Origin of the sequence: Campylobacter pinnipediorum subsp. pinnipediorum, from assembly GCF_002021925.1 — a bacterium.
Classification (GTDB): domain Bacteria; phylum Campylobacterota; class Campylobacteria; order Campylobacterales; family Campylobacteraceae; genus Campylobacter_A; species Campylobacter_A pinnipediorum.
The window spans coordinates 164,247-179,037 of record NZ_CP012546.1 but is presented as its reverse complement, the minus strand read 5'-3'; the positions used below and the strand labels follow the sequence as shown (position 1 = coordinate 179,037).

Below are 14,791 nucleotides of genomic sequence, written 5' to 3'. Positions count from 1 at the left end.
TACTATAACAAATTTAATTCTTTAATAAATTTTTTAAATTCATCTCCACGATGTGCATAGCTTTTAAACTGATCTAAACTAGCCGCCGCTGGAGACAATAAAGCTATCTCATCATCTTTTAGATTTTCATTTATCTCTTTTACAGCGTTTTGCAAAAAGTTACATTTTTTGCACTCAAGCCCAAACTGCGAAGATAACTCTATAAGTTTATTAGTATTTGAACCAATAGCATAAATAACAACATCCATACCTTTTAGAAACTTAAATACAGGATTCATATCCACACCCTTATCATCACCACCAAGTATAAGATGAATTTTATGCTCTTTATATCTCTTAACGGCTTGGATACAAGCATCTATATTTGTAGCCTTTGTGTCGTTTACCCAAATTCTACCTTTATTATCAACAATCTCTTCTAGCTTATTTGGCTCTATAACAAACCTATTTAAAAGCTCTACATCTGAAAAATCAATCAATATTTTTTGCACACAAAGTGCAAGCAAAGCATCAAGTAAAAAAGGTGGCTTAAAGCTTATATCTTCTAATTTTACTCTACAAAAATCAGCCAAATCAGTCTCATTTTCATAGTAAATCTTATGAGCTAAGGTCTTTGTATTTGCATATTTTTTAGGGAGTATAGCAACTGAATTTTCACTCATCATACTAAGTGGTTTTAGCTTTGCATTTTCATATTCTTTTAAACTTCCATGCCAAGATAGATGATCAGGAGTGATTGGCAAAAGGATATAAATATCTGGTCTAGCTTTATTTGTATAGTGTATAGTAAAAGAGCTTGTTTCAAGTATCCAAATTTTTGCATTTTTATCCAAATCTCCCAAAGCAACACCAACATTTCCACCCATAACAGAACCAAAGCTTTGAAGTAAATGTTGTGTCATTTTTGTGGTTGTAGTCTTTCCATTAGTCCCACTAATCCAAACATTAAAAGGCATATCATTATAAAAATAGTCATATTCACTTATTAAATTTTTTGCTTTTTTTATGAGATGATTGTTTGGAGATATGCCGGGTGTTGTTATTTCAAAAGAGCTTTTTATCTCATCAAACATACTTGAAGGAAATAGTGAATTACCAAACTCATCCTTTGAAACACTAGTAAATTTATCATCATAGATATCCCATCCACCACTCTTAGCAATCGCTTTTGTTGTGTTCGCGTAACCAAAAATACTTTTTTTCATTATCTTAACTTTAAGGCTAATAAGGCTATTAAATTTGACAAAAGAGCTATAATCCAAAAACGAATTATTATCTTATTTTCAGCCCAACCCTTCATCTCAAAATGATGATGAATAGGCGCCATTAAAAATATTCTCTTTTTATTGCGGTATTTATAGCTTGTAGTTTGTAAAATTACACTCATTGTCTCCACAACAAAAACAAATCCAATAAGTATAAGCAATGCCTCATTTTTACTCATAACGCCCATCATACCTATAAATCCACCTATACTAAGGCTACCGCTATCGCCCATAAATACCTGAGCTGGATAGCAGTTATACCACAAAAATCCCATCAATGCACCTATTAAAGCAGAAGCTACTATTATAACCTCTCCCAAATTAGCAATTTTTGGCAAAAATAGATATGAACTAAAAACCGAATGCCCACTAAGATATGCAAATATACTAAGAGTTATCAAAGAAAATATACTAGGAACAGTTGCTAAGCCATCAAGTCCATCTGTGAGATTTACAGAATTTGAAGTTGCAACAAGCACCAAAACCCAAAACAATATAATAAAAATACCCATATTAAAAATAGAAAATTTATAAAATGGAAGATAAAAATCTCCTCCAATATCTGTAAAATAATATAAACAAGCACATAAAATCAAAGATAGTGATAAAAGCAAAACCATCTTTGTTTTTGGAGTGATGCCAGCATGATTTTTTTTGCCCACTATCTTGGAAAAATCATCAAAAAAACCTATCGCACAAAAACCTACTAAACTCACCAATGAGATAATAACAAAAGCATTGTTTAGTCTAGCACAAAGTAAGGTTGCAACAACCGCTGTAAATACAAAAACCACGCCACCCATTGTAGGTATATTGCTCTTTTGCTGATGTGTTTGTGGGGCCAATTCATAGATGGGTTGATTTGCATTTTTAGCAATAGCCCAAGCTATAAATTTTGGCATAATAATAATAGTTAGCAAAAAAGATATAAAAAAAGCAATGCCTGAACGAACAGTCAAATATTGAAAGAAATTTAAATTTATACATTCATATAGATAGTAAAACAAATTATAGCCTTTATTTTAAAAAAGGGTAATTTTAGTATAATGCCACTAAAATAAATATAAATTTAAAAGCTTTTAGGAGCCTATAATGGGACAAAAAACCATACTTGTTATAACTGATGGCATAGGTTTTAACTCTAATAACAATTTTAATGCATTTAGTGCCGCAAAAAAACCAACATTTGATTGGCTATTTAAAAATACCGCAAATACTTTGATAAAAACATCAGGACTTGCTGTAGGACTTCCAGAAGGTCAAATGGGAAACTCAGAAGTCGGACATATGAGTATAGGAAGTGGTAGGATAATATATCAAAATCTAGTAAAAATAGACCTAGCAATAAAAAATAGAGAATTCGAACAAAATACCGATCTTAATGATATGTTTAAAAAATGTAAAAACATACATATAATAGGATTATATTCAGATGGTGGGGTTCATTCACACCTAAATCATTTTAATAGCATATATGAATTAGCAAAACAAAATGGATGTAATGCATTTGCACACATAATTACAGATGGTAGAGATGTATCTCCAAAAAGTGCTTTTGATTTTGTAAAAAATGTTGAAAATAAAATAAATATAGCAAGCATAAGTGGTAGATTTTATGCTATGGATAGGGATAATAGATTTGAAAGAGTAAAATCAGCATACGATGCATATTTTGCAAAACTAAAACCGCTTAAAATAACTCCAAGCGAATATATAAATCAAAGATACAATGAAAATGAGTTTGATGAGTTTATAACACCGGCTACATTTAATGAATTTGATGGCATCAAGCAAGAAGATGGTGTGATTTTTATAAATTTTAGAAATGATAGAATGAAAGAACTTGTTGCTACTTTTGGTTGCGAAGAATTTAAAGAGTTTTCAAGAGATTTTGTGATCAAAAACATCATAACAATGACAGAATATGATTCAAAGTTTAGCTTTCCGACACTAATAAAAAAAGAAATTTTAAAAAATACACTATCTGAAGTTATAGCAAATGCTGGATTAAGACAATTTCACACAGCAGAAACAGAAAAATATGCACACGTAACATTCTTTTTTAATGGTGGTGTGGAAGATATGGTTAAAAATGAAACTAGAGTCTTAGTCCCTAGTCCAAAAGTAAAAACATACGATGAAAAACCTGAAATGAGTGCATATGAAGTATGCGATGCAGTTTTAAATGCTATGGATAATGAGTTTGATTTTATAGTTGTAAATTTTGCAAATGGCGATATGGTAGGACATACAGGAAACTATGAAGCAGCTGTTAAGTCAGTAGAAGCCATAGATGAATGTCTTGGAAAGATTATAGAAAAAGCAAAACAAAAAGACTACGCATATATACAAACAAGCGATCACGGAAACTGTGAAGAGATGTGTGATAAAAATGGAGAGATGCTTACAAATCACACTACATTTGATGTGTTTTGTTTTATTATGGCAAAAGATGTTAAAATATTAAAACAAAATCTTGGATTAAGCAATATAGCCCCTAGTGTCTTAAAGCTGATAGGGTTAGAAATACCAGATGAAATGAATGAAGCGTTATTTTAATTTTTAAAAGGAGAAATATGAAATTTAGTGGAAAAAATGTTCTTATAACAGGTGCTAGTCGTGGCATAGGTGCTGATATAGCAAGAGTTTTAGCAAAAATGGGCTTAAAGGTTTGGATAAACTATCGTTCAAAACCAGAACTTGCCGATGAGCTAATGAATGAGATAAACAAAGATGGCGGACAAGCAGCGGTTATTAAATTTGATGTTACAGATGAAGATGAGTTTATAAAAGGTATAAATTTAATCGTTGATAGCGATGGCGAGCTAAGCTATTTGGTTAACAATGCTGGTATCACAAATGACAAACTTGCCCTTAGAATGAAAACAGAAGAGTTTACAAACATAATAGATGCAAACTTAACATCAGCATTTATAGGTTCAAGAGAAGCTTTAAAAGTAATGAGCAAAAAAAGATTTGGTTCAGTGGTAAATATAGCTTCAATAGTTGGAGAAACTGGTAATGCTGGACAAGTTAATTATTCAGCTAGCAAGGGCGGAATGATAGCTATGACAAAAAGTTTTGCAAAAGAAGGTGCTAGCAGAAATGTTAGATTTAACTGCATAACTCCTGGATTTATACAAACTGAAATGACGGCTGTTTTAAGTGAAGAAATCAAAAAAGCATATGTTGATAGCATACCGCTTAAAAGACTTGGAAATCCGGAAGAGGTTGCTAATGCAGTAGCATTTTTACTAAGTGATTATTCAAGCTATACAACCGGTGAAGTATTAAAAGTAAATGGTGGCTTATACGTATAAGTCTAAAAATATAATATTTATTTTTTGTTGTTAATCCGCAATTTAAAATAAACAAAAGCTTATATATTATAAAATAATACCCATTTTTATATAAGGAGAAAAAACAAATGGCAATTTTTGAAGATGTTAGAGATGTTGTAGTGGAGCAACTGAGCGTTGAGCCTGATGCTGTTAAATTGGAATCTAAAATAATAGAAGACCTTGGTGCAGACTCTCTTGATGTAGTTGAATTAGTAATGGCTCTTGAAGAGAAATTTGAAGTTGAAATACCTGATAGTGAAGCTGAAAAGCTTATAAGTATTTCTGATGTTGTTACTTACATTGAAAAACTAGGAAAGTAATAAAATCAAAAAATTAAAGGAGAAGTATTGAAGCGAGTTGTAGTAACAGGTATTGGAATGATAACTTCACTAGGTCTTGATAAAGAAAGCTCTTTTAAGGCTATTTGTGATGGAAAAACTGGTGTAAAAAAGATAACATCGTTTGATGCTAGTGACTTTCCTGTCCAAATAGCAGCTGAAATAACAGACTTTGAGCCAACAAGTGTGATTGACGCAAAGGAAGTAAAAAAAATGGATCGCTTCATACAACTTGGGATAAAAGCGTCAAAAGAAGCAATGCAAGATGCAAATTTTGATGAAGGATTTGACACTACTAGATTTGGTGTTAGTTCAGCATCTGGAATAGGCGGATTGCCAAATATTCAAAAAAACTCAGTAACCCTTGAAGAAAAGGGTTCAAGAAAAATTTCACCATTTTTTATCCCATCATCTCTTGTTAACATGCTAGGTGGTATAGTTTCTATCAATCATGGTCTTAAAGGACCAAATCTATCTAGTGTTACAGCTTGTGCAGCAGGCACACATGCTATAACACATGCTGCTAAGTGCATAATGCTTGGACAAGCGAAGCAAATGTTGGCAATTGGCTCTGAGGCAACCATATGCGGTGCTGGAGTTGGCGGATTTGCAGCTATGAAAGCGCTATCAACAAGAAATGATGAACCAGAACTTGCATCAAGACCATTTGATGCAGACAGAGATGGATTTATAATAGGAGAAGGTGCTGGTGCTTTAGTTTTAGAAGAGCTTGAAAGCGCTAAGGCAAGAGGTGCAAAAATATATGCTGAAATAGTTGGTTTTGGAGAAAGCGGTGATGCGCATCACATAACAGCTCCATCTCTTGAAGGTCCTGTAAATGCCATGAGACAAGCTATACAAATGGCCGGAGAAGAGATAAAGATTGATTATGTGAATGCTCATGGAACATCAACACCAGTTAATGACAAAAACGAAACAGCTGCATTAAAAGAGGTGTTTAAAGATAAATGTCCTCCTGTAACATCAACTAAAGGACAAACTGGACATTGTTTAGGTGGAGCAGGTGCTATAGAAGCTGTTATATCAATCATGGCAATAAGAGATAGTATTATACCTCCAACTATAAACCAAACAACAAAAGATCCTGATTGTGATCTTGATTATGTTCCAAATGTAGCTAGAAAAGCCGACTTAAAAGTTGTTATGAGCAACTCTTTCGGTTTTGGTGGCACAAATGGTTCTATTATATTTAAAAAACTAGATTAAAAAAGGATTTAGCAATGTCAAGCTATTTAGATTTTGAAAAAAATATCAAACAAATAGATGATGATATCGCTACAGCCAAAATACGCGGCGATGAACATGCCGTTGAAATTTTAAATAAAAACTTAGAAAAAGAAGTTGCAAAAGTTTATAAGAATTTAAATGAATATCAACGTTTGCAACTTGCAAGACATCCAGACAGACCATACGCTATAGACTATGTGAGATTATTGCTATCTGATTATTATGAAATTCATGGAGATAGAGCATTTCGTGATGATCCCGCAATAGTTTGTTTTATAGGATATTTAAGTGGTAAAAAAGTCGTTGTGATAGGCGAACAAAAAGGCAGAGGCACAAAGAATAAATTAAAAAGAAACTTTGGTATGCCAAATCCTGAAGGTTATAGAAAAGCTTTAAGAGTTGCTAAAATGGCAGAAAAGTTTAATCTACCTATACTGTTCCTAATAGACACACCAGGTGCCTATCCTGGAATAGGAGCAGAAGAACGCGGTCAAAGCGAAGCAATAGCTAAGAACCTTTTTGAGTTTGCAAATTTAAAAACCATAACCATAGCTGTAGTTATAGGAGAAGGCGGAAGCGGTGGAGCTTTAGCTATAGGAGTTGCTGATAAACTTGCAATGATGAAAAACTCTATATTTTCGGTAATATCTCCAGAGGGATGTGCTGCTATCTTATGGAACGATCCTAGCAAACAAGAACAAGCAACAAAAGCCATGAAAATAACAGCTGACGATTTAAAAAAGCTAAATCTTATTGATGATGTCATCAATGAGCCTATCAATGGAGCACACAGAAACAAAGTAGATGCCGCAAAAGAGCTAGGAAACTATTTCTTGAATCAATTAGAAGAATTAAGCAAGATAGATAAAGATGAACTAGTTAAAATTAGAATGGATAAAATTTTATCCATAGGTGCATACGAAGAATAAAAAAGCCGGATTTTAAATCCCAAACCCGGCTATTAAAAATTTAAATCTTAATGCAAGCTCTCTATATAACTTAAAACACTAAGTGCGGCAACTGCACCATCGGCAGCAGCAGAAACAACTTGTTTTGGAGCTTGAGTTCTTAAATCACCGGCAGCAAAAAGACCATCTACGCTTGTTTTCATTCTTAAATCAACTTCAACTTGTCCGTTTTGATCCATTTTACATAAAAAACTTCCATCATCTTGCTTTAAAATTTCATTATTTACATTAAGACCAACAAATGTAAATATACCAGGAACTTCAAGCTCTTTTTCTCCATCAGGAGTATTTAAAACAATGCCATTTAACCCTGCATTATCTCCATAAGCCTCTTTGATAGTTGCATTTGTTATAAACTCTATCTTTTCATTTTTCTTAGCTTTTTCAACTGTTACAGGAGCCGCTCTAAACTCATCACGCCTATGAACAACATAAACTTTTGAACAAATATTTGATAAATACAAAGCCTCTTCAATGGCAGTATCTCCACCGCCTAAAACAGCTACCTCTTTATCTTTATAGAAAAATCCATCACAAGTAGCACAGGTGCTTACGCCTCTACCAAAGAATTTATTTTCGCCTTCAAAACCGGCTCTTCTAGGAGTTGAACCAGTGCAAACTATTACAGCTTTTGCTAATTCGCTTTCTCCATTATCTAATTTTATAGTAAAAGTTTTATCTTCATTTTGAATAACTTGAGCAACATTAGCCCATTTATTAACTAAACCAAAGTGGCTACATTGATCCCACCAAGTACTCATAAACTCAAAACCACTCTCGCCGGGTTTTTTTTGTCCAGGATAGTTTTCTATCTCAGAACTAGATGTTATTTGACCACCTGGTTCGCCTTTTTCAAACATTACAACATTTTTAAGCCCGCCACGAGTTGCATAAAGCCCCGCACTAAGACCAGCTGGACCACCACCTATAATAGCTAAATCAAGCATGTTTATTTCCTTTATTAAATTTTATTTATTTTTGAGTCTTGTTTATAAATCTGATTTTTTTGATGAACTATCTTAACGCTACTTGGAATACTTGTGATATTGAATGTATTTAAAAGTTTTAAAATAGTGTTTATATCAGAGCTTATATAACTTATATTTGATTTGTTTTCACGTTTTTTTTGCATTATATCAATCGCTATGGTTTTTATATTTAAATTGTTTTCAAATTTTTCAAAATTTGACTGATTTGAACTGTAGACAACAAGCATATATTCATCATTCTTTGGAACAAATATATCACCTTGTTCATAAAAAATCAATTCAGAAAAATCAATAAATTTATATTGTGAAAAACGATAATTGTTGTATGCAAACACACCAGCAATCATGGCAGCACCAAAAAACGAAGCAAAAACATATGTTAGAGGAAAAAGATTTCCTCTATTTGTTTTTTTCATTAAAGAAGTGAGTTTAACTTACTTACAAGAGCTTGTTTTGACTGAGCACCTACCATTTGCTCAACAACTTCACCATCTTTAAAAAATAGTATTGTAGGAATTGATCTTATGCCATACTCAACAGCAAGTTCTTGAACCTCATCGGTATTAACCTTGCAAATTTTTGCTTTTCCATCAAACTCCTCAGCCAATTCATCTATAACAGGAGCTAACATTCTGCAAGGTCCACACCAAGGTGCCCAAAAATCAACCAAAGCAACTCCCTCTTTTGCAACATCAAAATTCTCTGATGTAAGTTCTATGTATTTTCCCATTTTTATCTCCTTAAAATAATTTTAACACCATTATACACAAAAAATTTTAAATCTTATATAAATAATAATTTTTATAAACTAATATTTCTTATTAATTTGATTTCACATCCATTAATAATAATAAAACTTATCTCAAAATCATACTCAAGTTTATTTATCATAAAATAATAATTTATTGTTTTTATAATTTTATCCATTTTTCCCTTTGTCAGTCTAAATGCAGCATCGTATTTTTCACTAGCCTTTACCTCAACAAAAGAAACTATAGAATTTTCATCTATGGCGATTATGTCTATCTCACCAAATTTCGAATGAAAATTTCTTTCTAAAATTTTAAACCCTAAGCCTTTTAGGTATTCACAAGCCTTATCTTCACTTGTTTTTCCAAAAAGATACTCCTTTAGTCCCAACTACTCCTCTATTCTCATCATAAAAGGTTCGGCTTTTATAAAACTTTCTTTTTTTACCAAATCTATAAAATTATTTACATCGGATTCATAACTAGTATGAGTTATAAAAAATAGCGTTGCCATATTGTCATCATCCGAAATCAAATGTGGTTTTTGCAAAAAGCTATCTACTGATAGATTATTTTGACTCATAATATTAGTTATGGTTGCTAAAACACCCACCTTATCTTCAACCTCAAGTCTAAAATAATACTTTGTTTGTATCTGATCTTTTTGCAAAAGCTCAAAGTTATCTGCTTTTTGTGGATCTTTATATCCTAGCATAGGCAAATTTGTACCTCTTGCTATATCTATCAAATCACTTATAACAGCACTTGCTGTGGCTTTTCCACCAGCTCCAGCACCATAAAGCATACTCTCTCCAGCACAATCGCTTATAACACTTATAGCATTCATTACACCATCAACTTTTGCCAACATTTTATTTTTTGGTATTAGCGTAGGATGAACTCTCAATTCTACTTTGTTTTCAACTTTTTTCGCTATACCTAAAAGTTTTATCGTGTATTCAAAATCATTAACAAAAAATATGTCCGCCCTATTTATGCGGTCAATTCCCTCTATCAAAATATCCTCTGGTTTAGCATCGATACCATAAGCTATACTTGCAAGTATTAAAAGTTTATGTGCTGCATCAAAACCACCTATATCAAATGTCGGATCAGCCTCTGCATAACCAAGCTCTTGAGCTTTTTTAAGAGCCTCAGCAAAATTAGTATCACTTTTCATCATAGATGTAAGTATATAATTGCTAGTTCCGTTCATTATGCCCTCTATAGAACATATATTATTTGCGCTAAGACCTTCTCTTAAAGATTTTATAATAGGTATAGCACCAGCGACACTAGCTTCAAAGCCAAAAGGAGTTTCTCCAGCTATCTTTTGAAGCTCATACCTATAATAAGCTAAAAGCGCTTTATTTGCTGTAACTACCGCTTTTTTATTTTGCAAAGCATATTTTACAACTTCGTATGATTTATCTATGCCTCCCATAAGCTCAACATAGACATCTATATCTGTTCTGTTTAAAACAGAGTCCAAATCATCGGTAAGTTCTATATTTACATCTCTATCTTTTTGTAAATTTCTTACAACCCCAACAACAGGGTTTATCTCTTTACCAGATCTTGCAAAAATAAGATCTTTATGCTCTTGCAATATCTTTACAACCTGTTCCCCAACTGTTCCTACACCTAAAACTGCTACATTCATTCAAACTCTTTTAAATATTTTTTTATATTTCTTACTACTTGTCTTATTATATTTTCATTTTCTATAAAGCTATTCTCAGATAGCTACCACCAGCTTTACTAAAACCAACTCTGGGGCTTACAGCAAGACAACCATTTGTCAAAATTGGTGTTTTATATACATCAAAAGTCGCTATATCGGATATGATATAAAATCTCTCTTGTTTTGACAGAGCAATCAATCTCTCACAAAAACTTTTTTGAACTGTTACGGTTGTTAGATTATGTGAAAAACTCACAACAACATATTTTGGTTTTGGAGAGATGTTTTTAATTGTGCTTATCAAGCCGTCAAAGAATTTATTCTCATCTAACTCATATTTTTCATTATAAATAAGGGGCATTTTAACAACATTTGAACACGATATCAAAAATGCCTGAGTGTGTATAGGATAAGCTGGAACTGGAATAACCACAACATCTCCGTGATTTGTTGTGGCTTCAAAACATTCTTTACTAGCACTAACGACAACAGCTTGGGTTTCTTGATCTAGGTTTGCATTATATTTTCTGTTATGACAATTACAAATCGCTAATTTTAATTTATAAATTCCAGCCAAAACTGAATAGCTATGAGTTTTGTCTTTATTTATGTTTTCGCAAAATTTATCTACGATATATTGAAGAGTTCTACTTTTAGGATTTCCTGTAAAAAAATCTATAATATCCTGACCATTTCTTATTGCGGCCATTGTTATAGCATTAGCTTCAGCAAAAATATAATTTGGAAGTCGCTCAATTGTATTGAAACGAATCTCATCAAACATAAAGCCTACTCCTTAATAAATTTTAAAATCAGCCCGCCTTTTATATTGCTTACATCAACACTATCGCCAACAAGAGCATAATAATAATCATCAAAAATATCAAACGTAACTTTAGAAACTGGTTTTGTTTCTTGTATAGTTGTAATATATTTTAAATCCTTATCATAAATCCTAATAAGTGCTAGCCACTGGCTTTTTTCCTGTGGGTATATAGCCACTTTTGAAGCACCATGTAAATTTACAAGATAATTAGATTTGCCTCTTTGAATAAAAACCTCATTCTTAAAATCAATATTGTTTAATTGCATGTGCAAATTATCTACTTTGAGTGTAAAATTTATAGCATTTAAAGAAATTTCAGTTTTTAAAATTTCAATTCCATGTTTTAAAAACTCACCCCTTATATCATTTAAATTAACAGAATAATCTCTCCAAACACTCACAGAGTAAATGAATGGATTTTTATTTGAAAACCTATTTATCTTAAAAACTCTCGAGTTAATATCATCCAAGCTTTGATTTATACTCTTTACAAGTATTGATGAAGAGACATTACTATCGGTAGTAAAATTTAAATTAATATAGCTATCTGCTATTATTATATTTATACATATTGCTAAATAAGCAATAATTTTTACCACGATTTACCACCATTTAGGCTCAAAAACTCATCATATGTCAAAAATCTAATATCACCATCTTTTATTAAAAATCTTGCGGCACGACCTGGATCAAAAGTTTTTTGCTCATCATCAATATGTATTACAATATTTCCATTTCCGCAAACTATTAGTTTTTCTCCGGTTAAATCCAAATCATATCTCTCAGATACAGTAGATGATTTTTTGGTTTTATTTTTTAGGTCAATAACGCCTATCCAAACTTTACTTTTTGGAACAATATAACCATTTTTTCCTTTAGCAACAGAAATTCCCATCTCGTATTCTTTTTTTAGCCCATCTTCATTTGTTTCAGATACCAAAGTAGCATTTAAATCGCTTTCGTTTTTGATTTCTTCTGTTGCCATATCAGTTTTAGATAATACTTCTTCTGGATTTAAATTATCTGCAGGCTCTTCTTTGCTTAAATTATTATCAGTACTATTAGAAGATATATCATTTAAAGCTTTTGTATTTTGTTGTTCAAATGAAATTTCTACACTAATGTTTTGCTCTTTGCTTTTATTTGTAGCTGGTATATTTACATTTTCTTGTGTAACACTAATATTTTTAGAGACCTCTTGCACCACACTAGAATCAGAATAAACGACACTTCTATTTTTATCCTCAAAAATATCAGGCAAAGACTCTATATATTTGTATGCATCTAAAAAATAGGAAGCCACTATAAAAACAATAAATATCAAAAGCCATAAAAGCCACCCAAGAGAGCTACCTGATACATTATTTGTACCAACACCACTACCTGTATATGATTTAAGCTTTGGGTCAACCTTTGTTCTTAAGGCTTCATTTATTTTATTGTCTTTACAATACTGTTCATACTCTTGTATCCACTCACTAAGATCAATGCCATATTCGCGCTGTAAAATTTTTATATATCCATTGACATTTACATGAGTTAGCTTTTCGTAGTCTTTATTTACTATATGTTCTAGAAATTCTCTTCCTATATAAGTTTTCCTTGAAACTTCTTTCAATCCAACATCTTTTAAAATATTTAAATCATTCATTTATAATCCTATCACAAATTATCGCAAAAGAGGCACTTACGTTTAAAGAATCAAAGTTATTTTTTAATTTTATACCTATACATTCATCACTTTTTTTAATAACTTTTTGAGGTATTCCTTCGCCCTCACTTCCCATAATAAGAACTTTTTTTTCTTTACTAAACTCGGCCTTTCTTACATCTTTGCCATTACTATCAGTAGAATATACAAAAAAGCCAATTTGTTTTAGTTCGTTTATAAGGCTAAGTCCATCATCACACAAGGCTATAGGTATCTCATATGCTGCACCACTACTACTACGCAGCACGCCTTCTATATTTATGCTTTTTGATACAAGTATCACGCCATCGCAACCAAGCCCGTAAGCGGTTCTAAGTATCGCGCCTATATTGCCAACATCGCTAACACCGTAAAGCAAAACTATAAAGTTCATTTTTTTAAACTCATTTAGATTAGTAAACTCAAACTCACTAACCTTAGCTAAAAGACCTTGATGGTTTCCTCCGTGAGCCAAAGCCTGAGCCTTTTGGTTATCAACGCGCTTAATGATCGCACCAGTTCCACAAATACGAGAAAATAAAGCCTTATCGCAATCTTTTGCTAGATAGACCTCTTCAAGTTTTTTTGGATGTCTTTGTAAAATATGTAAAAATAGTTGTTTTCCGTAAATTATCATAGTATATATAGTATCCAAAAAGAAGTAAAAATTTACTTATTTTATAATATTGTTATATATTTTTTTTACATCTTCGCCAGTAATTTTACTGATTAGCTTTGCTTTATTTTTAGGAGGTATATCGAGCGAATAAATATCATCAACCGTTATGCTTTGAGATGGAACATTTTTTGATTTATCTATAACCACTGACCATTCGCCATTTAAGTTAATATTTTTTAATTTTTCAACTAAATTTATTGAACTGTCTTTTATTTTGGTTTCAAATTTTTTTGTAGCCTCTTTTATTACAAAAATTTCTCTTTCGGGATCTATGTTTGATAAATTTTGTATCAACTCAAGAATTCTTTTTGGGCTTTCGTACAAAACTACAGGATAAGGAAGGTGCATCGCATTTTGTATCGCTAACTTTCTTTCAGAGCCATTATTGGGTAAAAAACCCAAGAAAATAAACTCTTTTTCAAGAATTCCACTAGCAACAATGGCAAGTATAGAGGCATTTGAACCGCTCAAAACCTCATAATTTATATTGTTTTTTAGTGCATATCTCACAAGCTCAACACCGGGATCGCTTATACAAGGCATTCCAGCATCACTAACATAAGCTATATTTTTGGAAAAAAAATCCAAAGTAACCTTATCTAAAAAATCAAAACAATTATGGGTATGAAACGGTATAAAACTAGAAATATCTATATTTGCATTAAATCTATCATTTAAAAGAGTAAATAGTGATTTGGTTACTCTAGTATCTTCACATAAAACAATCTCGCATTCACGCAAAATATCTAGTGCGTGAAGCGATATGTCTTTTAAATTTCCTATCGGAGTAGGAATAAAATATATCAAGTTATTATTTTAATGCGTATTTTTTCTTAAATTTCTCAACTCTACCAGCACTGTCAACTATTTTTTCACTACCTGTAAAAAATGGATGGCACTCAGAGCATATATCAACTCTTATTTCACTTTTGTTTGAAGTTGTTTTAAAAGTATTACCGCAAGCACAAGTTACAGTACTCTCAACATATTCAGGATGAATTTCTTTTTTCATTG

17 protein-coding genes and 1 pseudogene are annotated in these 14,791 nt (G+C 31.9%); 5 read left to right on the top strand and 13 right to left on the bottom strand.

The features are described 5' to 3' along the window. Positions 1-2: 2 nt before the first annotated feature. Both murD and mraY read right to left on the bottom strand, forming a co-directional pair. On the bottom strand, positions 3-1,205 hold the full coding sequence (murD, locus tag CPIN17260_RS00920) for a UDP-N-acetylmuramoyl-L-alanine--D-glutamate ligase (RefSeq protein WP_069638094.1): 1,203 nt from the start codon (positions 1,203-1,205) through the stop codon (positions 3-5). Continuing rightward, entirely contained in the window at positions 1,205-2,272 is a 1,068-nt protein-coding gene (gene mraY, locus CPIN17260_RS00915) for a phospho-N-acetylmuramoyl-pentapeptide-transferase (protein ID WP_069638074.1), read from the bottom strand. Before mraY ends, murD begins: the two co-directional genes overlap by 1 nt. An 85-nt stretch (positions 2,273-2,357) precedes the next feature. Between mraY and gpmI the strand changes: the two genes are divergently transcribed. The 5 genes from gpmI to accA all read left to right on the top strand — a co-directional run bounded on the left by gpmI (position 2,358) and on the right by accA (position 7,121). After that, complete coding sequence (gpmI, locus tag CPIN17260_RS00910) at positions 2,358-3,824, top strand: 2,3-bisphosphoglycerate-independent phosphoglycerate mutase (protein ID WP_069636397.1); 1,467 nt, start codon at positions 2,358-2,360, stop codon at positions 3,822-3,824. Between the two features lie 17 nt (positions 3,825-3,841). After that, positions 3,842-4,585, top strand: coding sequence for a 3-oxoacyl-ACP reductase FabG (fabG, locus tag CPIN17260_RS00905; protein ID WP_069636398.1), 744 nt, complete (start codon positions 3,842-3,844; stop codon positions 4,583-4,585). A gap of 107 nt (positions 4,586-4,692) precedes the next feature. Next, positions 4,693-4,926 (top strand): acyl carrier protein, encoded by a 234-nt coding sequence (acpP, locus tag CPIN17260_RS00900; protein WP_069632634.1) that lies wholly within the window; start codon positions 4,693-4,695, stop codon positions 4,924-4,926. A 27-nt stretch (positions 4,927-4,953) separates the two neighbouring features. Further along, positions 4,954-6,171, top strand: a complete 1,218-nt coding sequence (locus tag CPIN17260_RS00895) for a beta-ketoacyl-ACP synthase II (RefSeq protein WP_069632633.1) — start codon at positions 4,954-4,956, stop codon at positions 6,169-6,171. Positions 6,172-6,185: 14 nt separating this feature from the next. Continuing rightward, positions 6,186-7,121 carry an acetyl-CoA carboxylase carboxyl transferase subunit alpha gene (gene accA / locus CPIN17260_RS00890; RefSeq protein ID WP_069632632.1) on the top strand — a complete coding sequence of 312 codons (936 nt, stop codon included), beginning with the start codon at positions 6,186-6,188 and terminating at the stop codon, positions 7,119-7,121. Between the two features lie 47 nt (positions 7,122-7,168). Here accA and trxB read toward each other — a convergent pair whose 3' ends face one another. The 11 genes and pseudogenes from trxB to rpmE form a co-directional block, all read right to left on the bottom strand. Continuing rightward, positions 7,169-8,107: a thioredoxin-disulfide reductase gene (gene trxB, locus CPIN17260_RS00885; protein WP_069632631.1), complete on the bottom strand. Its 939-nt coding sequence runs from the start codon at positions 8,105-8,107 to the stop codon at positions 7,169-7,171. Positions 8,108-8,121: 14 nt separating this feature from the next. Further along, positions 8,122-8,565, bottom strand: a complete 444-nt coding sequence (locus CPIN17260_RS00880) for a hypothetical protein (protein ID WP_069632630.1) — start codon at positions 8,563-8,565, stop codon at positions 8,122-8,124. Next, a complete protein-coding gene (trxA, locus tag CPIN17260_RS00875; protein WP_069632629.1) occupies positions 8,565-8,879 on the bottom strand; it encodes a thioredoxin in 315 nt (104 codons plus the stop codon). Before trxA ends, CPIN17260_RS00880 begins: the two co-directional genes overlap by 1 nt. Before the next feature lie 71 nt (positions 8,880-8,950). Then, the gene (locus CPIN17260_RS00870) at positions 8,951-9,289 is read right to left on the bottom strand and encodes a YraN family protein (RefSeq protein WP_069632628.1); all 339 of its coding nucleotides are present in this window, start codon (positions 9,287-9,289) and stop codon (positions 8,951-8,953) included. Then, positions 9,290-10,561: a homoserine dehydrogenase gene (locus CPIN17260_RS00865; RefSeq protein ID WP_069632627.1), complete on the bottom strand. Its 1,272-nt coding sequence runs from the start codon at positions 10,559-10,561 to the stop codon at positions 9,290-9,292. 145 nt (positions 10,562-10,706) lie between these two features. Continuing rightward, positions 10,707-11,366 (bottom strand): annotated as a pseudogene (locus CPIN17260_RS00860) (aminotransferase class I/II-fold pyridoxal phosphate-dependent enzyme); the annotation flags it as partial. A 5-nt stretch (positions 11,367-11,371) separates the two neighbouring features. Next, on the bottom strand, positions 11,372-12,007 hold the full coding sequence (locus CPIN17260_RS00855) for a hypothetical protein (RefSeq protein ID WP_069632626.1): 636 nt from the start codon (positions 12,005-12,007) through the stop codon (positions 11,372-11,374). Beyond that, complete coding sequence (locus CPIN17260_RS00850; protein WP_078440413.1) at positions 12,001-13,059, bottom strand: hypothetical protein; 1,059 nt, start codon at positions 13,057-13,059, stop codon at positions 12,001-12,003. Before CPIN17260_RS00850 ends, CPIN17260_RS00855 begins: the two co-directional genes overlap by 7 nt. Then, entirely contained in the window at positions 13,052-13,735 is a 684-nt protein-coding gene (gene rlmB, locus CPIN17260_RS00845) for a 23S rRNA (guanosine(2251)-2'-O)-methyltransferase RlmB (protein ID WP_069636406.1), read from the bottom strand. Before rlmB ends, CPIN17260_RS00850 begins: the two co-directional genes overlap by 8 nt. 36 nt (positions 13,736-13,771) lie before the next feature. Further along, positions 13,772-14,584 (bottom strand): 16S rRNA (cytidine(1402)-2'-O)-methyltransferase, encoded by an 813-nt coding sequence (rsmI, locus tag CPIN17260_RS00840; RefSeq protein WP_069632623.1) that lies wholly within the window; start codon positions 14,582-14,584, stop codon positions 13,772-13,774. A gap of 4 nt (positions 14,585-14,588) precedes the next feature. Further along, positions 14,589-14,789, bottom strand: coding sequence for a 50S ribosomal protein L31 (rpmE, locus tag CPIN17260_RS00835; protein WP_069632622.1), 201 nt, complete (start codon positions 14,787-14,789; stop codon positions 14,589-14,591). Between the last annotated feature and the right edge of the window lie 2 nt (positions 14,790-14,791).